Raw genomic sequence first — 19,255 nt, forward strand, 5'->3', positions numbered from 1 at the left:
CCCAACCAAAGCGTGCAGCGTCGTGATTCCGCGGCGCGTTACCTGTCTCGCCTTCGAGCTGAGCGAGCCGCACGAGTCATGTTCATGGGAGATGATCTGAATGAACGCTTGGTTATCGTGGCGTCCTAGTGAGCAGCATGCGCAATTCATGCGCAGCATGCTGCGTCGCGGGACGCGTGTCAGTCACCATCTATTCAGCGTTGTCGGCTGTCTCGCTGTCGCAGTTGCGCTCGCACTGTGGCTGCTGCCAACCGTCCGCGGCACGCTCGCCGCGAAGCTGATGCCGGTCGTATCCGCGGCCGTGCAAGCCGGTCCGGCCCGCCTGCTGACCGGCCATCCGCTGCCGAACTTCGCGCCCGCCGGCGCGCAGCCGCAGCAGGAAGACAGCCCCGAAACGGACGCGCTTGCGGTCGGCCTCGACGTCGCACCGGAAGCCGCCGCGCAGCAGGGCGATGCGTCCGATCCGGCCCGCAACGGCCCGTCGCCCGTCGCGCTCGCCAAACTGATTCCGACCCAGCGCGTGGCGGCCGATGCGCGTGACGACCGTGCGCTCGCATCGAATCGCGAGCAGGCGCTCGTCGCGACCTACCTGTCGCGCCGTTACCGCGTCGCACAGGAGCCGCTCGGCCAGCTCGTCAAGGCTGCGTTCCAGACCGGCCGTGACGTCGGCCTCGATCCGCTGCTGCTGCTGTCCGTGATGGCGATCGAGTCGGGCTTCAACCCGTACGCCGAAAGCGGCGTCGGCGCGAAGGGCCTGATGCAGGTCATGTCGAAGGTCCATTCCGACAAGTTCGAGTATTTCGGCGGCACCGATACCGCACTGCAGCCGCTCGCGAACCTCCAGGTCGGCGCACTCGTCCTGAAGGACTGCATCGCACGTGGCGGCTCGCTGGCGAACGGCCTGCGCTTGTACAACGGCTCGACGAACCCCGACGACACCGCTTACGGTGCGAAGGTGATGGCCGAGCGCGGCCGCCTGCGCGACGTGGCGCACGGCCGCAGCGTGCCGGTCAACGCGCCGCAGGCGCCGGCGAAGCCGATCGTCACGGCTGCAGCGATGACGGCAGCCGCGGGCGGCGCAAAGCGCGTACATGCGACGCTCGAAACGTCGCCGAAATCGACGGCATCGAAGGACGCCACGTCGCAGGACGACGCGAGCGTCGATACCGCGAAGCAGTCGCACGGCGACCATTCGGAGCTTGGCGCGTAACGTGCGGCGGTAACGTACCGCACGGCTGCAGCCGGCAGGCAATGAAAAAGGCACCCAATCCGGGTGCCTTTTCGTTTTTGCCGTGCGCGGAACGGCCGCCGCACCGGCCGCGTGTCAGTGCTGCCCGAACAGTGTCGCGAGTCGGTCGACCGCCTCCTCGAGCCGGGAGTAGGCCGTCGCATAGGACAGGCGGATATAGTCACGCGGTGCATGGACGCCGAAGTCCATGCCGGGCACCAGCACGACCCCCGCGTCGTGCAGCATTGCCGTCGTGAGCGCGGCGCTGTCGCCGGCCGCCGGGTGGGCGACGCTGCCGCAGCGCGCATACACGTAGAACGCGCCGTCCGGCATCACGGGCACCGTGAAGCCGAGCCGTTCGAGCGCCGGTGCGATGAAGTCGCGGCGGCGCTTGAATTCGAGCCGGCGTGCTTCGTAGATGTCGAGCGCGGCCGGTTCGAAGCACGCGAGCGCCGCGTGCTGCGCGAGCGCGGACGGGCAGATGAACAGGTTCTGCGCCAGCTTTTCGAACGTGCCGACCAGTGCGGGCGGCACGACCAGCCAGCCGAGCCGCCAGCCCGTCATGCTGAAATACTTGGAGAAGCTGTTCACGGTGACGACGTCGTCGCCGAACGACAGCGCCGACACGGGCGCCGCGTCGTAGCTGAGCCCCTGGTAGATCTCGTCGACGATCGTGAAGCCGCCGCGTGCGCGCACGGCCTCGACGATCCGCTTCAGCTCGTCGGGTTCGAGCGACGTGCCGGTCGGGTTCGACGGCGACGCGAGCAGCACGCCGCGGGTGCGATCGCCCCAGCGCGTGCGGACGTCGTCCTCGGTGAGCTGGAAGCGCGCGTCCGGGCCGCTCGGCACGAGCACCGGGCGGCCCTCGGCCGCCGCGACGAAGTGCCGGTTGCACGGATACGACGGGTCGGGCATCAGCACCTCGTCGTCACGCCCGACGAGCGCGAGGCACGCGAGCAGCAGCGCCGCCGATGCGCCGGCTGTCACGACGATCCGTTCCGGACTGATCGTGAGGCCGTAGGCGCGCGCGTAGTGCGCGGCGATCGCCTCGCGCAGCGGTGCAATGCCGAGCGCGCTCGTATATTGCGTGACGCCGCGGCGCAGCGCGGCCGCGGCCGCTTCGACGACCGGCTCCGGCGCAGTGAAATCCGGCTCGCCGATGCCCATGTGGATAACGTCGCGCCCGGACGACTCGAGACGCTGTGCCTCCTTCATCAGTTCCATCACGTAGAAGGGCTGGATCGCATCGACGCGTGCGGCGAGTCTGACGAGCGAATCGGTGGCAGTATTCATCGGGCGGGCAGGGCGAGGGGGCGGGGCAAAAGAAAAAACGGGCGCATGCGCGCCCGTTCCGGATCAACGGTATCAGCCGTTGCGGCGCGCCTGCGTTTCGGCGGGGCGCAGCTTCGCGGCGAGCTTGTCGAGCACGCCGTTCACGTACTTGTAGCCGTCGGAGCCGCCGAACGTCTTCGCGAGTTCGACAGCTTCGTTGATGATCACGCGGTACGGCGTTTCGACGTGGTGCGTGAGCTCGAACGTCGCGATCAGCAGCACGGCGCGTTCGACCGGCGACAACTGGTCGATCGGACGGTCGAGCGACGGCGTCAGCGCTTCGACGAGCGTGGCGTGCTCGCGGATCACACCGTGCAGGATCGCGTCGAGCAGCTCCTTGTCAGCCTTGTCGTAACCGAGCGCGCCGCGCAGTTGCGCGTCGATCTCGCCGGAGGACGCGTTCGACAGCAGCCACTGGTACAGCCCCTGCGTCGCCAGCTCGCGCGATTGTCGGCGGGCGCTCTTCTTCATGCGCGCTCCTCTTCGCCGTCTTCGTCTTCCTCTTCGTCCTCGTCGTCATCGCCGAGCTGGTCGAGGGCCATCGTCAGGTTGGCCATCTCGACGGCGACGCGCGCGGCGTCACGACCCTTTTCGGTCATGCGCGCGACGGCCTGCTCGTCGTTTTCGGTCGTCAGGACCGCGTTCGCGATCGGCAGGTTGAAGTCGAGGCCGATGCGGGTGATGCCCGCGCCGCTTTCGTTCGACACGAGTTCGAAGTGGTAGGTCTCGCCGCGGATCACCGCGCCGAGTGCGATCAGCGCGTCGAACTGGCCGCTTTCCGCGAGCTTCTGCAGCGCGAGCGGGATTTCCAGCGCGCCGGGCACCGACACGAGCAGCACGTCTTCACCGGTGACGCCGAGGCGTTCCAGTTCCTCGACGCACGCGTCGGCGAGGCCGTTGCACACCGGCTCGTTGAAGCGCGATTGCACGATGCCGATACGCAGGCCGTCGCCTTCGAGATTCGGTTGGTATTGTCCGATTTCCATGATCTTGTCCGTGGTGTGGATGAACGGTTATAGGGCGAAAGCGCCGTGGCGGGTTACGCGTGGGACGCCGGGCAGGACTTGGCTTCGGCGCCGGGCATCGGGACGAAGCCCGTGACTTCCAGGCCGTAGCCGGACATGCTGCCCAGCTTGCGCGGGTTCGACAGCACCTGCATCTTGCCGACGCCGACATCGCGCAGGATCTGTGCGCCGATGCCGAACGTCTTGAAATCAACCGGCCGGCGCTTGAGCGCAGCGGCCTTTTCTTCCTCGTCGAACGCCTTGAAGACGTCGATCAGGTGTTCCTTCGTGTCGCCGCAGTTGAGCAGCACGATCACGCCGAGGTCGCGCTCCGCGATCTCGCGCATCGCGGCGTCGAGCGTCCACGAGTGCGTCGACACGCCCGTTTCGAGCAGGTCGAGCACCGACAGCGGCTCGTGCACGCGCACCGGCGTATCGACGTCGGGCGACGGCGCACCGCGCACCAGCGCGATGTGCGGCGAGCCGCTCGGCTGGTCGCGGTACAGCACCGCGCGGAACGTGCCGTGCGCGGTCTGCATCGTGCGCTCGGCGATCCGCTCGATGATCGATTCGGTGCGGCTGCGGTACTGGATCAGGTCGGCGATCGTGCCGATCTTCAGGTTGTGTTCCTGCGCGAACTCGATCAGGTCGGGCAGGCGCGCCATCGTGCCGTCGTCCTTGATGATCTCGCAGATCACCGCGGCCGGCGTGAGGCCCGCGAGCGCGGTGAAGTCGCAACCGGCCTCGGTATGGCCGGCACGCACGAGCACGCCGCCCGGCTGCGCCATGATCGGGAACACGTGACCCGGCTGCACGATGTGCTCGGGGCGTACGTCGTGCGCGACGGCCGTGGCGATCGTGTGCGCACGGTCGGCAGCCGAGATGCCGGTCGTCACGCCTTCTGCCGCTTCGATGCTGACCGTGAAGGCGGTGCCGTACTGCGTGCCGTTGCGGTAGGTCATCAGCGGCAGGTGCAACTGCTTGCAGCGTTCCTGCGTCAACGTCAGGCAAACCAGGCCGCGGCCGTACTTGGCCATGAAGTTGATCGCTTCCGGCGTGACGAATTCGGCGGCGATCACGAGGTCGCCCTCGTTTTCGCGGTCTTCTTCGTCGACCAGGATCACCATCCGGCCGGCTTTCAGCTCGGCGATGATGTCGAGCGTGGAGGCGAGCGTCATAAGGGGGCGAGAAAGAGGAAAGTGCGTATTTTACGCCAGCCGGACGGCGTTTCGGCTGGCATGGGGCGCGCGCCGCCGGCAAGCGCTCCGGAAAGCGCTGCGGCCGGCTTGCGCGGCAGGCCTGGCGCCGGCGCCGTGCGTTGCCTGCACGCGGGTGCCGGCGGCGGCGGGCCGGGCATTGCCCGGCCGCGCGTCAGGCGTGCTGGTCGCGCCCGCCCAGGTAGTCGAGCTTGCCGAGCTCGACGCCGCTGTGGCGCAGGATGTCGTACGCGGTCGTCACATGGAAGAAGAAATTGGGCAGCACGAAATTCAGCAGGTACGACTGGCCGCTGAACTCGATCGGGCCGACGCGCATCTTCAGCACGATCTGGCGCGCCTCGCTGCCGTCGATCTGCGCGGCGTCGAAGCTTTTCAGGTAGTCGATCGTCTTCTGGATGCGTGCGTGCAGTTCGTCGAAGGTCTGCTCGACGTCCGGGAAGCTCGGGATCTCGACATCGGCGAGGCGCGCGGCGCAGCCCTTGGCCGTGTCCGTCGCGATGTAGACCTGGCGGACGAGCGGCAGCATGTCCGGGTACAGGCGGGCGCCGACGAACACCGACGGATCGATTTGCTTTTCGGCCGCGTGCGCCTGAGCCTTGCCGAGGATGTGCTGCAGGTTGGTCAGGCCACGGATCAGGACAGGCACCGAGGCCTGGTACATCGAAATGGACATGGGTTGCTTCCTCGAAAGGGGACAGTGTGCACGACGGCGCGTGCGGCAATGGCGCGGCGTGATCGCCGTTGCAACATCATAGCGCGGGCGCGTCGCGCGGTGCGCGACCGGCGGCTATACCGTTCGGCCAGTCCCCGGCCGGGCGCGTGGGCCGGTCAGGCGCTGCACCACATGTGCCGGTACGCCGCCTCCATCTCGCGTGCGAAACGCGCGCCGTCCATCAGCGGCGAGCGCGCGACGCGCGCACGCAGTTCGCCGCGCAGTGCGGCCAGCGCGGGCAGGTCGCGGGCGAGGCCGGCGGCAATGTCGACGAACGCGGCGTCGCTGCCGGCGGCAAGCGCCTGGAGCCCGAGGTTCGCGAGCTGGGACAGCCCGCCCCGGCCGACGGCGGTGCGCCCGACGCGCGACACGACCGGCACGCCCATCCACAGTGCATCGAGCGTCGTCGTGTGGCCGTTGTAAGGGAACGTGTCGAGTGCGATGTCGATGCCGCGATAGGTGGCGAGATAGTCGGCGCGTGGCCGGTACGGCACGCAGTCGACGCGTGCCGGCTCGATGCCGTGCGCGCGCAGCCGCTCGACCAGCCGGACCTGCCCCGCGCCCTGTGGCGCCATCACGACCAGCCGTGCATCTGGCAGACGTGCGAACAGCCCGGCCCACAGGCGCAGCGTGCGGTCGGTCAGCTTGCACGGATTGTTCAGGCAGCCGAACGTCACGTGGCCGGTGGCGAGCGCGGGCGGCGGCCCGACCGGCGGCGTGTCGGTCAGCGGGTCGTAGCACCAGAAGGTATCCGCGAGCCGGATCGAGCGTTCGCGATAGAAATCGTCATGCCCGGGAGGATCGAGATGGGGATCGGTCAGCCGGAAGTCGATCGACGCCAGGCCGCTCGTGCCCGGGTACGCGAGCCAGATCGCCTGGATCGGCGCGGGCCGGTGCGCGAACAGGCCCGGCCGGCCTTCCGCCATGTGCATGGTCAGGTCGACGAGGATGTCGATGCCGTCGTCGCGGATGCGCTGCGCGAGGGCGTCGTCGTCGAGCCCAGGCACGTCGCGCCAGCGATCCGCGTAGCCGGCGAGCCGTGCGGTGAGCGCGTCCGGCCGCGCGACGCTCGCGTAGCAGGTGATCTCGAACGAGCGGCGGTCGTGATGCGACAGCAGCGGCACGAGGAACAGCGCCTGGCAGTGCTCGCGGAAATCCGCGCCGACATAACCGATCCGCAGCCGCGCGTCCGGCGCCCGTGCGCGCTCCGGGGGTGTCGCAACCGCGCCGCGGGGCGTCTCGTGCCGTGCAGACCAGTTCAGCGCTTCCGCGAGCACCGCCTCCGGGTGTTCCGACTGGAAATTCAGTGCATAGACGAGGTTGCTGTGCGCGACTGCGTTGCCCGGATCGTCGGCAAGCGCGCGCCGGTAGCTGTCGACGGCGGCGTCGAGCGCACCGTCGTCCTTCAGCACGTTGCCGAGGTGGTTGTGTGTGGCCGAGTGGCCGGGGACGCTGGCCAGTGCGGCGCGCAGGTGCGCGATCGCGTCGTCGTGCCGGCCGAGCCGCCGCAGCAGGTTCGCGGCGTTGTTGTGCGCCGAGACGAAGCCGGGCCGCGCGTGCAGTGCGGCGTCGAACGCGCGGGCGGCCGCCGCGGTATCGCCGAGGCGCTCGCACACGGTGCCGAGATTGTTCAGCGCGTCGGCGTGACCGGGCCGCAGCGCAATCGCGCGCCGGTACTGGTCGGCGGCCTGCGCGTGGCGGCCGAGCCCCAGCAGCGCGTTGCCGAGGTTGTAGGCCGCGTCGGCGTCGTGCGGCGCGAGCGCCGCCGCGTGCGCGAGATGCGTGGCCGCCGCGGCGAACGCACGCTGGGCGCACAGCGCCGCGCCGAGGTTGATCAGGCCGGCGGGTGCGTCCGGCGCGGCGCGTACGGCTTCGTGCAGCAGCATGAGCGCGTCGTCGTGCAGGCCGCGCGCGTCAAGCAGCGTGCCGAGGTTGGTCAGCGCGAGCGCGTGGGCGGGCTGCGCGGCGAGCGCGGTGCGGTACGCGCGTTCGGCCGCGTCGGTCGCGCCGAGCTGCCGGTGGCTGTTGCCGAGGTTGTTCGCGACATCCGCGTTCGACGCGTCGAGCGCGAGCGTGTGACCGTATGCATCGATCGCACCCGCGTGATCGCCGAGCGCCTGCAGCGCGTTGCCGAGCGCGGCGTACGTGTCCGCGTTCAGGGGATCGATCGCGAGCGCGGCGCGCAGCGCATCCGCCGCGCCGGCATGCCGGCCGAGCGTGTGCAGGACGTGACCGCGCGCCACATGGTGGCGGGCGTCGTGCGGTGCAAGCGCGACCGCGCGGTCGAGCTGTGCGAGCGCACCGGCGGCGTTGCCGCATTGCAGTTCGAGGATGCCGAGCCGCATCCGAAGTTCGTCGTTGCCGGGATCGTCGGCGAGCAGCGCTTCGTAGAGCGTGCGGGCGCCGGACAGGTTGCCGGCGAGATGCTGCTCCCTGGCGTGTGCGAGCGTCGGGGCGGGTGTCATGGCTGGTCGGGTGCCGGATGGGAAGGGGGCGTGCCACAGCGCGCGTCGAGCATGCGCACGAATGCGTGCGCGATCCGCTCGATGTGCGGGTTCTTGTGCGCGAGCGGCCCGTCGGCCGCTTCGCGGTGGACGAGCATCGTCGCGTTCGCTTCGAAGACGACCACGCGGCCGTCGTCGGTCAGTGCGAAGTCGACGCCGCCGTAGTCGAGATCCAGACGCCGGCCGATCGCGGCGAGCGCGCGCAGTGCCGTATCGCCGAGCGCCGCACGCGGATCGTCGAGGAAGCGGCGCTCCTCGTCGAGCTTCCACCGCGCCGAGGTCATGTCGGCCGAGAAGTAGTGGACGAGCCAGTGCGAAGAAATCGCGAGGTGGTACGGGTAAGGCACGCGATCGACGAAGATCGCGCGGTACTTGCGGAAGTAGCCGTCGGGGTTGCGGGTGTCGCGGTAGGCGGTCGCGTAGGCCGGGCCGTCAAGCCGCGCGAGCGCGGCGGCGAGCGTGTCGGGCGCCACGTGCCGCGTCACGCCGTCGCCGCCATGCGCGCCGGCGGGCCGCAGCAGCAGCGGAAACGCGACGCCTTCCCGCGCGAGGCGGCGCAGCAGCACGTCGAGCGGCGCGCGTGGGTCCGCGATGCGCACGCACGGCGGCACCCGCACGTTCGGCAACGCCGCGAGGCGTGCGGCGATGCGGTCGCGATGCGTGTGCGCGATCGCGCCGGGCGGGTTCAGCACGGGCACCGCGCTGCGGCTCGCGAAACGGGCGAGACGAGCGGCGAGCGGCGCGGCGATGTCCGGATCGCCGATCGCGTTGAATGCGAGATCGTGGGGCGGCAACAGCGCATCCTCGGCGTCGGCCGCATAGTCGATCGCGTACTTGATGCGGGTCGTCGTGCGGAACGGCAGCAGCGCATCGAGCGGGACGTTGCCCGTGCCGCCGCCGACGCCGACGATCAGCAACCGCCGCGTGTCGCCATCGCCGTCGAGCGCCGGTTCGACGAACACGCGCTGCAGCCGGTACGCCTGTTCGCGATGCGCGCGTGCTTCGGTCGCGCGCCCGAGCGTCGCGTACAGCGCGGCGAGGTTCTGGTGCGCGCTCGCGAGTGCCGGGTTCACGGCGAGCGTGTGCCGGTACCAGCGCACCGCGTCGTCGTGGCGGCCTTTCATCGCATAGACGGTCGCGAGGTTGTACAGCGCAAGCGCCCGGGTGGCGGGCGGCGTGCCGTCGAGCACATCGAACGCGGCGACCGCTAGCTGGTGCGCGGTGAAGCCGTCATGGTCGCCGGCCGTCTGCAGCGCGTCGCGCATCCGCGCGTGCAGCGCGACGTCGAGCGGCGCCGCGTCGAGTGCGCGTGCCAGCGGCGCCAGCCGGATCGGCACGCCGGGAAAGGGCGATGACATCGGCGTGGCGGGGCGGCCGGCAGCGCGGTTCATGCGTGCGCGACGGCGAATTCGGTCAGCGCGTCGCACAGCGTGTCCACGGCGGCGGGCGTGACGGCGTTGTAAAGCGACGCGCGCAGCCCGCCGAGCGAGCGATGGCCGTCGAGCCCGATGATTCCGCGCTGCGCGGCAGCGGTGGCGAACGCATGGTCGAGCCGTGCATCGCCGAACGTGAACGCGGCGTTCATCCGCGAGCGCCACGGCCGCTCCGCGTGCACGGTGACGGCATCGCCCAGCGCGTCGAGCGTGCCGTACAGGCGCCGTGCCTTGCGATCGTTGATGCGCTGCATCGCCGCGAGCCCGCCGATCTCGTCGCGCAGCCAGCGCGTGACCAGCGTCAGCACGTAGATCGCGAACACCGGCGGCGTGTTGTAGTTCGAGCCGTGCGCGACGTGCGTGCGGAAGTCGAGGATGCCGGGCAGGTTGTCCGGAATCCGCTCGAGCAGCGCGCGGTCGATCAGTGCAACCGTGACGCCGGCTGGCCCGAGGTTCTTCTGCGCGTGCGCGTAGATCATCGCGAAACGGCTCGCATCGAGCGGCCGCGACAGGAAATCGGACGACATGTCGACGACGAGCGGCACATCGTGCGGCGCGGCCGCCGGCGGGTCGAACTGCAGCCCCTCGACGGTTTCGTTAGACACATAGTGCAGGTACGCGGCGTCGGGCGCGAGGGCGAGCTGCTCGAGCGCGGGCAGCCGGCGAAAGCCGCCGTTCTGTCCGCTCCATGCCACGCGCGCGGCGCCGACGCGGGCCGCCTCGGCGCTTGCGCGACTGCTCCAGTAGCCGGAATTCACATACTCGGGCGGCGCATGGCGGCGCGTCGCGAAGTTCATCGGGATCGTCGCGAACAGCAGGCTGCTGCCACCCTGCAGGAAGATCAGCGCATGGCGATCCGACACGCCGAGCAACGCGCGCAGGTTGCGCTCGGCTTCGTCGAGCAGCGCCTGGAACCAGTCGGAGCGATGGCTCATGCCGAGCACCGACACGCCGGTTTCCGGCAACGCGACGATCGCTTCATGCGCGTGGCGCAGCACGGCCTCGGGCAGGGCGCCCGGGCCGCCCGAGAAGTTCAGGGCATTGGGTGTCATCGATGGCATTCCGTTGTCAGCAGGTTTCGGCGGCGTCCAGCAAGGCCCGCGCCGCCGGTTCGAGCGTGCGGATCCGCCATGCGTCGCCGGCGGTTTCGGCCGCGGCGAGGAAACCCGTCGCCCACAGGCCCGCATAGAAGTACATCGCGCGGCGCGCATCGCCGGACGGCGACCAGCAGTCGACCAGCGCATCTCCGTACGCGCGGCCTGCGTCGCCGACATCGGCAGCCAGGTACGCGAGCGTCGTGCCGACCTGCAGCAGCGGATCGCCGTAGCAGACGAAATCGAGGTCGATGAAGCCGCTCAATGCGCCGTTGTCGACGATCACGTTGCGGGTCGTGAGGTCGTCGAGAAAGCACACCGGCGTGCGGGCTGCGAAGTAGGGCTCGAGTGTCGCCCGCATCGCGCGCAACCGCGCACGCAGGTGATTCAGCGGGGTGGCCTCGAAGGCGGCGGGCGCACTGGCCGGTGCGCCGAACAGGTCGGTCCAGCGCGCATGCGCTGCATCCCGGCCGATCGGCGCCCAGCCGAAGCCGCGGCTCGCAGGCAGGCCGGCGACGCGTTGCTGGCAGTCGGTCACGCGCTCGGCGACGGCGGCCATCTGATCCGGGCGCATGGCCGGCAGCGCGAACTTCAGGTCGAACCCGTCGAGCCAGTTCAGGATCACGAACGTTTGGCCCGGCGCGGCGGGGCCGGCTGCCAGCACCTGCTGGACCGGCAGGCCCAGCACGCGCAGCGCGTCGAGGTTGGACGCGGTGTGCGCGAACGCGGCGGGCTGCGGGCTGACGCGCAGCACCACCGTTCGACCGTCCGCGAGTTCGACACGATGAATCGTGTTGCCGCTTTGCGTCAGCAGTTGCGGCACGAGGGCGACGGGTTCGATTTGCAGTGCGCGCCAGACCAGCGCCGCGGCGGTGTCGGCGCCGTCGGCGCGCATGTGTGGCGACGCGTCGTCGCGCGCCGTCGTTGCTGTCTGAATGGCCATGCCCCGATTTCCCCGTGCGTTTCAAGTGTCGCACCCGCCCGGCATCGCACCGGCGAGTGGCGCTGCATCGTGACAGCGCGTGGCGTCGGACTATAGGTCGCGCGGCTTTGGATCACCTTTCTGCCTGAATTACACGTATTACCGGCGATGACACGATGCGGGCCGGCGCGGTCGTCCGCATGCACGGCGTGACGGTGCATCACGCCTGACGACGAGGTGTCCGTGAAGGGCGCTCGGGCCCGCCGGATCTGGCTGGCCGGGTCGGGTACGCGTGCGTGCCGCCGGGCTCGCAGGGTGCCGGCCCCGGTCGTGCCCGCCGGCCGTGCGTGTTACGTCGGTAATACGTCCGTATCGGTTCGTTACGCAGCGCGCGGGGAATTTCCCGATACTGCGGCCCTTTGACGGCCCGCCGTCGTCGCAGCGAATGACGACGCGGCCGCGTACCGGATTGAAAGGGGATCCCACATGAACGCAACCACAGTCTGGCGCGCCGGCGCACACGATGGCCCGCGCGCGCGGGCGATGCGCAAGCGCGGCCGCGCATGAGCGCGCCGGCCGATTCGCGCGATGCCGTGCGTGCCGCTGCGCTCGCGAGTGCGCAGGCGGCGCTTGCGCAGACGCCGGATGATGCGCAGGCGTGGCATCGGCTCGGGATGGCGTGGGAAGAAGACCACGCGTTCGCCGAGGCCGTGGATTGCTACCGCCGCGCGACCGAGCTCGATCCCCACGCCGACGGTTCGTACAACAATCTCGGCAACTGCCTGAACGTGCTCGGCGAGCTCGGCGGCGCGCTGGCCGCGTGGCGCACCGCGATCGAACTGATGCCGGACAGCGCGGCGTACTACCGCAATCTGGTCCAGTTCACGACGCTCGCGGCCGACGATCCCTGTTTCGTGCTGCTCGAGCAGCAGGTCGCGCAGTCGGAGCAATGGCCGGCCGCCCGGCAGGCCGACCTGCATTTTGCATACGGGCAAGCGCTCACGGGAATCGGCGAGCCGGTGCGCGGCTTTACGTTCCTGTCGCGCGCGAATGCGCTCTACCGGTCGCTGACCCACTACGACGAAGCGGCGATGCTCGGCCTGCTCAAGCAGGTGAGCGGCGCGTTTGGTGCGGAACTGTTGCGTGCGAAAGGCGGCCTGGGCGATCCATCGGCGTCGCCGGTGTTCGTGTTCGGCATGCCGCGTTCGGGCACGACACTGGTCGAGCAGATTCTCGCGAGCCATCCGCGCGTATTCGGCGCGGGCGAAAGCGACGCGTTCGCGCAATGTCTCGTGCAGGCGGTGACGTCGGGCGCGGGCGCGCTGGCGCTCGATGCGCTCGACGCTGCGACGCCGGCGTCACTGCGCGCGCTCGGCGCGGCGTATCTGCAGCGTGTCGCGCGCAACGCGCAGGGTGGCCCGTATGCGCGGATCGTCGACAAGTATCTGTTCAACTTCATCAGCGCCGGCTACATTCATCTCGCGCTGCCGAACGCGCGCCTCATCCATGTGCGGCGCGACCCGGTCGACACCTGCCTGTCGGTCTTCGCGCGGCGTTTTCACGACGTGCCGTTCAGCTATGACCTCGGCGAGCTCGGCCGTTTCTATCGCGCCTATGACGCCCTGGTCGCGCACTGGCGCGCGGTATTGCCGCCAGGGGTGTTGCTGGAGGTTCGGTACGAGGATCTGGTCGAGGATTTCGACGTCCAGGTGCGGCGGATGCTCGCGCATTGCGGGCTGGACTGGAGCGACCGGTGCATGGCGTTTCACGAGACCCGGCGACAGGTGACGACGGCGAGTGCTGCCCAGGTGCGCCGGCCGCTCTACCGTGACGCGCTGCACCCCTGGCGTCCCGATGCGGATACGTTGCGGCCGCTGCTCGACGCGTTGGGGCCGGCGCTGGCCGGCGGCGGCTGACCGGACGCGCCGTGCGCCGGCGAGCCTGCGGTGCATCGGCCGTGACGCCGGGTCGGCCGCACCGGGTCCGGTCAGAAGTCTATTGGAAAGCGGCTTTGAGAAACGCCGCGACCTCGGCCGGGGATTTCGCCTGCGCGTCGGGATCGCCGCCGAGCGTGACGCCCGTGGACAGGCAACGCTTCGACTCCGCCACGGCTGAAGCGCCCGAGAGCGTCTGGCCATTTTGAATCATCGTGAACGTCCGGCTGTCGAGATCATACGAGCCGTGACAATCTCGCGCGCTCGTCGCAAGCGGTATCGTGTGCACCCGTGTCGGTCGGTCGAATCCGTGCCAGGCATCCGGATATTCCTTCACGGCGACCCGGGCGCCTTCCGACCGGAGCTTGTCGGCATAGGCAATGCAGGGGGCTGCCGGCGTATAGTCGTCCTTGCCGCCTACCAGCATCAGGATGGGAGAACCGTCGAGATGCGCCGACTCGTAGGAGATGCCGCAGGACGGATAGAAAGCGACATGGGCGGCGAAGCGCAGGTTGCCTTCCATTGCGGCCAGGCGGAACGGCTCCAACACCGAGTACAGCGCCGCGACGCCGCCGCGCGAGAAGCCCATGACCGCGATTCGGTTCTGGTCGATACGCGGATCGGTCGCCAGCAAACGCAAGGCGGCGTACGCATCGGCGATATCGGCGGTCATCGCAAGCTGCGTCTGATCCTTTTCGGTGTTCCTGATACCGCGTCCGGTAAAGCTGTCCACGACGAAGCTCGCATAACCGAGCGCATTCATGCGCCGGGCCCAGACCCGTTCACCCTGATTCACGCCGCTGCTTCCGTGCAGGATGATCACGGCGGGCACGATGTGCGGCCCGTCGGCGGGCATGCTCAGCTCTCCGGTGACGACGGCCTTTTCACTCGTGGCATGGTGCGAGAGATAGTCGCCGGTACTTCTGGGCGTGACCGACGCGAACGTGACGAGGCCGCTGCGACCGTCATCGAGGGACGTCGTGATCGCGGAGTCGACCGTAGCAGGCGAACTGCACGCCGCCATCATGCCCGCGGCGAAAGCGGGCAACAGACGTAGCGCGGCGCGGTGAACAGTCGTTGTATGCATGCGTGGCGCGTTGGCCGCAGATAGGGTTGGCGGGACGACAGTCGATAGTCGAGTCGTGAAAATAGCGCTATTTCAACGGCTTGTGGTCGTCCCTGGGCGAAGTGGTCATCCGCTCCACATACCGCGCAATCATGTCGACTTCGAGATTGACCTTGTCGACTCGATGCAGCCGCCGGCCGCGACAATCCCGGCAAACATCGTGACGATCCCGTTCAGTGAGCGACGTCGGGCGGCATGAAGCGCGCGAGGATCCGCAGATCGTCGCCGACCCGCTCGAACCCGTGGAACGACAGCCGCGTACGTGCCGCGAGGTTCGCCGGCGCGGCGAGGTCGAACATGCCGGCCGCATCGGCGCCCAGCAGGCTCGGCGCGAGGTAGACGAGCAATTCGTCGACGCACTGCTCGCGCAGCAGCGAGCCGTTCAGCTTGTGGCCGGCCTCGACGTGCAGCTCGTTGACACCGCGCGCGCCGAGCGCCGCCAGCATCGCGGGCAGGTCGACCTTGCCTTGCGCATTCGCGATCGGCACGATTTCCGCGCCACGCGCCTTCAGCACGTTCGCGCGCATTTCGCCGGCGGCGTCGAGCCGGCCGCAGAAGATCAGCAGCGGCGCGCCTTCGAGCAGCCGTGCGTCGAGCGGCAGGTCGAGGCGGCTGTCCACCAGGATGCGCTGCGGCTGGCGCGGCGTGTCGATGCCGCGCACGGTCAGCAGCGGATTGTCTTCGCGTACGGTGCCGATGCCGGTCAGTATCGCGCAGGCGCGTGCACGCCACGCGTGCCCGTCGAGGCGCGCGGCCTCGCCGGTGATCCACTGGCTTTCGCCGGACGGCAGCGCGGTGCGGCCGTCGAGCGACGCGGCGGTCTTCATCCGCACCCACGGGCGGCCGCGCGTCATCCGCGACACGAAGCCGATGTTCAGTTCGCCCGCTTCATGCGCGAGCAGCCCGCAGCGCACGTCGATGCCCGCATCGCGCAGCATGCCGAGGCCGCGCCCCGACACCTGCGGGTTCGGGTCTTCCATCGCGGCGACGACCTTCGCGACGCGCGCGTCGATCAGCGCGTTCGCGCACGGCGGCGTGCGGCCGAAATGGCTGCACGGTTCGAGCGTCACGTAGACGGTCGAGCCCGCGACGTCGTAGCCGCGCGAGCGCGCGTCCTTCAGCGCCTGCACTTCCGCGTGATCCTGGCCGGCCGGCTGCGTGAAGCCTTCGCCGATCACGTCGCCGTCCTTGACGATCACGCAACCGACACGCGGGTTCGGTGCCGTCGTATACATGCCGCGCGCGGCGAGCGCGAGCGCACGCTGCATGTGGGCGAAATCGATATCGGAAAACATGCGCGCGGACCCGGGTCAGGCGGCGAGTGCCGCGAATGCGCGGCGCGCGGCCGCGAGCGTCGCGTCGATCACCGCGTCGTCGTGCGTGCTCGACACGAAGCCGGCCTCGTACGCGGACGGCGCGAAGTACACGCCTTCGTCGAGCATCAGGTGGAAGAAGCGGTTGAAGCGCTCGGTGTCGCTCTTCGTGACTTCCGCGAAGCTGGTCGGCACGCGTTCGGCGAAGTAGAGGCCGAACATCGCACCGATCGAGTCGGCCGCGAACGGCACGCCGGCCGCGCGCGCTTCGGCCGCGAGGCCGTCGGCGAGGCGCTTGGTCTGCGCGGTGAGCGCGTCGTAGAAGCCGGGCGCCTGGATCAGTTGCAGCGTCTTCAGACCCGCGGCGACCGCGATCGGGTTGCCCGACAGCGTGCCGGCCTGGTAGACGCCGCCGAGCGGCGCGAGGTGGGCCATGATGTCGCGGCGGCCGCCGAACGCGGCAGCCGGCATCCCGCCGCCGATCACCTTGCCGAGGCAGGTGAGGTCGGCCGTGATCCCGTAGTAAGCCTGCGCGCCGCCGAGCGCGACGCGGAACCCGCACATCACTTCGTCGAAGATCAGCACGGCGCCGTGCTTCGTGCACAGCGCGCGCAGCGCGTTCAGGAATTCGGGCGTGCCGCGCACGAGGTTCATGTTGCCCGCGACCGGCTCGACGATCACGGCGGCGATCTCGTCGCCGAACGCGCCGAACGCTTCTTCGAGCGCGGCGACGTTGTTGTATTCGAGGACGGTCGTGTGCTTCGCGATGTCGGCAGGCACGCCGGCCGACGTCGGGTTGCCGAACGTCAGCAGGCCCGAGCCGGCCTTCACGAGCAGGCTGTCCGCGTGGCCGTGGTAGCAGCCTTCGAACTTGACGATGCGGCTGCGGCCCGTGAAGCCGCGCGCGAGACGCAGCGCGCTCATCGTGGCCTCGGTGCCGCTCGACACCATCCGCACCTGCTCGATCGACGGCACGAGCTTGCAGATTTCCTCGGCGATCTCGATCTCGGCTTCGGTCGGCGCGCCGAACGAGAAGCCGTCGGCGAGCACGTTCTGCACGGCCGACAGGACTTCCGGATGGACGTGGCCGACGATCATCGGGCCCCACGAGCCGATGTAGTCGATGTACTGCTTGCCGTCGGCATCCCAGAAATACGGGCCTTGCGCGCGCGCGACGAAGCGCGGCGTGCCGCCGACCGAACGGAATGCGCGCACCGGCGAGTTGACGCCGCCGGGAATGGTCTTCTGGGCGCGTTCGAAGAGGATCTGATTGTTGGACATGGACGAAACCTGCGAGAGAAGGGCGCGGGGGCCTGTGCACGGGCCGCGGCGCCTGGGCGGAACGATCCGTCCGATTGTACCGGAGACGCGCGCGGCGGGCCCGCGGCGCGGTCTGCGGCCTTTCGGCGCGTGAGGGAGCGCGCAGACCGGGACGGAAGGCGGCGTGATTCGGCCCCGTTATCGACCCGGCAGGGGTGGCGGCTTGCGCTTGCCGGTCAGCTCGGCCCAGCGCTTCTCGAGCGGGCCTTCGACCATCGGCTTGATCACCGTGCCGGAACTCTGCGCATCCCAGGTCTGCACCGAGTACGGATGGACGCGCAGCGCGTCGCGCGCGATCACCACGTCCTGGTGCGCATCGACCAGCCAGTCGTACACGAAGTCGATGCACAGCCGGTAGCCGCGCTTCGTCGACGGATCGGGCACCTCGTACGGCGCGCGCGTCACGTAGCCGGAGCCGAATACGCCCTTGGGCGCTTTCGCGACGCGATGCAGGAACACGCGGTCGCCGGCCAGGATGCCGCGCGCGAAGCCGCAGCCCCACACGTCATGCACGGCCTCGCCGGCCTTCACGCGCGCGGCGACGTCGGGCAGCTCGGGCCATGGCCATTTCTTGGGGCTCCAGATCAACAGGAAAGCGGTCATCGGTTCGGTCGTGCGTCGAATGGGTCAGACAAGAGGGGGAGGCGCTGCAAGCTTAATCGAATCCCGGCGCGCGATCCCGCGCGGCGGGCGTCGCGTCGGGGTTTTCCCGCCAGCCGCGCACTGGGCCGCCAGCGCGTAAAAAAGTTGCGCGTACAATCATGGGCCTGGGCGCGCCGTTCGCGGCGCGGCTTGCCGTCTTCACCGCCACGCGCGCCCTGATGCGCGCGGGCTCCAATCCGGATACCCATGTCTCACGTCATCCGACGCCGGCCCGATGCCCGGCTGATCCTGTTGCTCGGCGCGCTCGCCGCCTGCGGGCCGATCGCTACCGACATGTACCTGCCGAGCCTGCCGTCGATCGCCGACGGCTTCTCCGTCAGCCCCGGCGCCGCGCAGCGCACGCTGACGAGCTTCATGGCCGGTTTCTCGGTCGGCATGCTGCTGTACGGCCCGCTGTCCGACACGTGGGGCCGACGCCCCGTGCTGCTCGGCGGCATCGCGTTGTTCACGCTTGCGAGCATCGGCTGCTTCGTGTCGACTTCGATCGACATGCTGATCCTCGTGCGTTTCCTGCAGGCGCTCGGCGCCGGCGCGGCGTCGGTGCTGTCGCGTGCGATCGCGCGTGATGCGCACGAGCCGACCGATGCGGCAAAGGTGCTGTCGATGGTCGCGATCGTCACAGCGGTCGGGCCGTTGCTCGCGCCGCTGATCGGCGGGCAGATCCTGCGCTTCTCCGGTTGGCGCGGCGTATTCGTCGTGCTGGCCGTGTTCGGCGCGGTGTGCGCGGCGACCGCGTACCTGCGCGTGCCCGAAACCTGGCCGAAGGAGCGGCGCAAGAGCGCGGCCGTGCTCGCGTCGTTTGCGTCGTACGGGCGCATCCTGTCCGATCCCGTCGCCTGGGGACACATGCTGTGCGGCGGGATGGCGTTCGCGTCGATGTTCTCGTACATCACCGCCACACCATTCGTGTACATCGAGTATTTCCACGTGTCGCCGCAGCATTATGGGCTGCTGTTCGGCCTGAATGTCGTCGGGATCATGATCGGCAACTTCACGAACACGCGGCTCGTCGGCCGCATCGGTTCACTGCGCATCATTGCGGCCGCGTCGCTCGTGAGCTGCATCGCGTCGCTCGCGGTCGCGCTCGTCGCGCTGACCGGGTGGGGCGGGCTGTGGTCGATCGTCGTGTGCCTGTTCTTCGTGGTCGGCGTGGTCGGGATCCTGTCCGCGAACTGCACGACCGACCTCATGCATCGCTATCCGCACAACGCGGGCGCGTCGGCCGCCGTGTTCGGCGCGATGCAGCTCGCGCTCGGCGCGCTTGCGAGCGTCGCAATCGGCGCACTCGCGGACGGCACGCCGTTCGCGATGGGCGTGACGATCGGCGTCACGGGCGTGCTGTGTTTCGCCGGCCGATACCTCGTGTTGCGCTGGCACGGGCGGCCCGTCAAAGCGGGCGCGTGAACCGCGGCCTGACGGCAGAATGAAAAACGCCACCGCGCGCTTGAGCCGG

At 69.5% G+C, this 19,255-nt stretch carries 16 protein-coding genes; 3 read left to right on the forward strand and 13 right to left on the reverse strand.

Annotation, left to right across the window (positions count from 1 at the left end):
* Positions 1-100 precede the first annotated feature (100 nt).
* Complete coding sequence (locus LGN17_RS06240) at positions 101-1,210, forward strand: lytic transglycosylase domain-containing protein (RefSeq protein ID WP_226195570.1); 1,110 nt, start codon at positions 101-103, stop codon at positions 1,208-1,210.
* Between the two features lie 114 nt (positions 1,211-1,324).
* Here the strand turns inward: LGN17_RS06240 and LGN17_RS06245 are convergent, their stop codons facing one another.
* The 9 genes from LGN17_RS06245 to LGN17_RS06285 all read right to left on the reverse strand — a co-directional run bounded on the left by LGN17_RS06245 (position 1,325) and on the right by LGN17_RS06285 (position 11,467).
* Positions 1,325-2,521 (reverse strand): pyridoxal phosphate-dependent aminotransferase, encoded by a 1,197-nt coding sequence (locus tag LGN17_RS06245; protein WP_226195571.1) that lies wholly within the window; start codon positions 2,519-2,521, stop codon positions 1,325-1,327.
* A gap of 72 nt (positions 2,522-2,593) precedes the next feature.
* Entirely contained in the window at positions 2,594-3,031 is a 438-nt protein-coding gene (gene nusB, locus LGN17_RS06250; RefSeq protein WP_021157083.1) for a transcription antitermination factor NusB, read from the reverse strand.
* Positions 3,028-3,546, reverse strand: a complete 519-nt coding sequence (gene ribH / locus LGN17_RS06255; RefSeq protein WP_226195572.1) for a 6,7-dimethyl-8-ribityllumazine synthase — start codon at positions 3,544-3,546, stop codon at positions 3,028-3,030. Before ribH ends, nusB begins: the two co-directional genes overlap by 4 nt.
* 53 nt (positions 3,547-3,599) lie before the next feature.
* Positions 3,600-4,742 (reverse strand): bifunctional 3,4-dihydroxy-2-butanone-4-phosphate synthase/GTP cyclohydrolase II, encoded by a 1,143-nt coding sequence (ribBA, locus tag LGN17_RS06260; protein WP_226195573.1) that lies wholly within the window; start codon positions 4,740-4,742, stop codon positions 3,600-3,602.
* 193 nt (positions 4,743-4,935) lie between these two features.
* The gene (locus tag LGN17_RS06265; protein ID WP_226195574.1) at positions 4,936-5,454 is read right to left on the reverse strand and encodes a DUF1993 family protein; all 519 of its coding nucleotides are present in this window, start codon (positions 5,452-5,454) and stop codon (positions 4,936-4,938) included.
* A gap of 155 nt (positions 5,455-5,609) precedes the next feature.
* Positions 5,610-7,958, reverse strand: a complete 2,349-nt coding sequence (locus LGN17_RS06270; protein WP_226195575.1) for a tetratricopeptide repeat protein — start codon at positions 7,956-7,958, stop codon at positions 5,610-5,612.
* A complete protein-coding gene (locus tag LGN17_RS06275) occupies positions 7,955-9,355 on the reverse strand; it encodes an ATP-grasp domain-containing protein (RefSeq protein ID WP_226195576.1) in 1,401 nt (466 codons plus the stop codon). Before LGN17_RS06275 ends, LGN17_RS06270 begins: the two co-directional genes overlap by 4 nt.
* 29 nt (positions 9,356-9,384) lie before the next feature.
* Complete coding sequence (serC, locus tag LGN17_RS06280; RefSeq protein ID WP_226195577.1) at positions 9,385-10,482, reverse strand: 3-phosphoserine/phosphohydroxythreonine transaminase; 1,098 nt, start codon at positions 10,480-10,482, stop codon at positions 9,385-9,387.
* A gap of 16 nt (positions 10,483-10,498) precedes the next feature.
* Positions 10,499-11,467, reverse strand: coding sequence for a phosphotransferase family protein (locus LGN17_RS06285; RefSeq protein ID WP_226195578.1), 969 nt, complete (start codon positions 11,465-11,467; stop codon positions 10,499-10,501).
* Between the two features lie 542 nt (positions 11,468-12,009).
* Here LGN17_RS06285 and LGN17_RS06290 point away from each other — a divergent pair.
* The gene (locus LGN17_RS06290) at positions 12,010-13,362 is read left to right on the forward strand and encodes a sulfotransferase family protein (protein WP_226195579.1); all 1,353 of its coding nucleotides are present in this window, start codon (positions 12,010-12,012) and stop codon (positions 13,360-13,362) included.
* Positions 13,363-13,441: 79 nt separating this feature from the next.
* Here the strand turns inward: LGN17_RS06290 and LGN17_RS06295 are convergent, their stop codons facing one another.
* From LGN17_RS06295 to LGN17_RS06310, 4 genes are all read right to left on the reverse strand, one after another.
* Positions 13,442-14,467, reverse strand: a complete 1,026-nt coding sequence (locus LGN17_RS06295) for a dienelactone hydrolase family protein (protein ID WP_226195580.1) — start codon at positions 14,465-14,467, stop codon at positions 13,442-13,444.
* 212 nt (positions 14,468-14,679) lie between these two features.
* Positions 14,680-15,801 (reverse strand): bifunctional diaminohydroxyphosphoribosylaminopyrimidine deaminase/5-amino-6-(5-phosphoribosylamino)uracil reductase RibD, encoded by a 1,122-nt coding sequence (gene ribD / locus LGN17_RS06300; protein ID WP_226195581.1) that lies wholly within the window; start codon positions 15,799-15,801, stop codon positions 14,680-14,682.
* Between the two features lie 15 nt (positions 15,802-15,816).
* Positions 15,817-17,100: a glutamate-1-semialdehyde 2,1-aminomutase gene (gene hemL, locus LGN17_RS06305; RefSeq protein ID WP_014897811.1), complete on the reverse strand. Its 1,284-nt coding sequence runs from the start codon at positions 17,098-17,100 to the stop codon at positions 15,817-15,819.
* A gap of 177 nt (positions 17,101-17,277) precedes the next feature.
* Positions 17,278-17,742 (reverse strand): hypothetical protein, encoded by a 465-nt coding sequence (locus LGN17_RS06310; RefSeq protein ID WP_226195582.1) that lies wholly within the window; start codon positions 17,740-17,742, stop codon positions 17,278-17,280.
* A gap of 246 nt (positions 17,743-17,988) precedes the next feature.
* Here LGN17_RS06310 and LGN17_RS06315 point away from each other — a divergent pair, with 246 nt between their 5' ends.
* Positions 17,989-19,206, forward strand: a complete 1,218-nt coding sequence (locus LGN17_RS06315; protein WP_226195583.1) for a Bcr/CflA family multidrug efflux MFS transporter — start codon at positions 17,989-17,991, stop codon at positions 19,204-19,206.
* Positions 19,207-19,255 lie beyond the last annotated feature (49 nt).

The organism is Burkholderia sp. AU30280, from assembly GCF_020420125.1.
In the GTDB taxonomy this organism is placed as follows: domain Bacteria; phylum Pseudomonadota; class Gammaproteobacteria; order Burkholderiales; family Burkholderiaceae; genus Burkholderia.

Bases quoted from the DNA above. Each gene is read 5' to 3' on its own strand.
- LGN17_RS06240 (WP_226195570.1), top strand. From the start codon at position 101: ATGAACGCTTGGTTATCGTGGCGTCCTAGTGAGCAGCATGCGCAATTC.
- LGN17_RS06245 (WP_226195571.1), bottom strand. From the start codon at position 2,521: ATGAATACTGCCACCGATTCGCTCGTCAGACTCGCCGCACGCGTCGAT.
- nusB (WP_021157083.1), bottom strand. From the start codon at position 3,031: ATGAAGAAGAGCGCCCGCCGACAATCGCGCGAGCTGGCGACGCAGGGG.
- ribH (WP_226195572.1), bottom strand. From the start codon at position 3,546: ATGGAAATCGGACAATACCAACCGAATCTCGAAGGCGACGGCCTGCGT.
- ribBA (WP_226195573.1), bottom strand. From the start codon at position 4,742: ATGACGCTCGCCTCCACGCTCGACATCATCGCCGAGCTGAAAGCCGGC.
- LGN17_RS06265 (WP_226195574.1), bottom strand. From the start codon at position 5,454: ATGTCCATTTCGATGTACCAGGCCTCGGTGCCTGTCCTGATCCGTGGC.
- LGN17_RS06270 (WP_226195575.1), bottom strand. From the start codon at position 7,958: ATGACACCCGCCCCGACGCTCGCACACGCCAGGGAGCAGCATCTCGCC.
- LGN17_RS06275 (WP_226195576.1), bottom strand. From the start codon at position 9,355: ATGTCATCGCCCTTTCCCGGCGTGCCGATCCGGCTGGCGCCGCTGGCA.
- serC (WP_226195577.1), bottom strand. From the start codon at position 10,482: ATGACACCCAATGCCCTGAACTTCTCGGGCGGCCCGGGCGCCCTGCCC.
- LGN17_RS06285 (WP_226195578.1), bottom strand. From the start codon at position 11,467: ATGGCCATTCAGACAGCAACGACGGCGCGCGACGACGCGTCGCCACAC.
- LGN17_RS06290 (WP_226195579.1), top strand. From the start codon at position 12,010: ATGAGCGCGCCGGCCGATTCGCGCGATGCCGTGCGTGCCGCTGCGCTC.
- LGN17_RS06295 (WP_226195580.1), bottom strand. From the start codon at position 14,467: ATGCATACAACGACTGTTCACCGCGCCGCGCTACGTCTGTTGCCCGCT.
- ribD (WP_226195581.1), bottom strand. From the start codon at position 15,801: ATGTTTTCCGATATCGATTTCGCCCACATGCAGCGTGCGCTCGCGCTC.
- hemL (WP_014897811.1), bottom strand. From the start codon at position 17,100: ATGTCCAACAATCAGATCCTCTTCGAACGCGCCCAGAAGACCATTCCC.
- LGN17_RS06310 (WP_226195582.1), bottom strand. From the start codon at position 17,742: ATGACCGCTTTCCTGTTGATCTGGAGCCCCAAGAAATGGCCATGGCCC.
- LGN17_RS06315 (WP_226195583.1), top strand. From the start codon at position 17,989: ATGTCTCACGTCATCCGACGCCGGCCCGATGCCCGGCTGATCCTGTTG.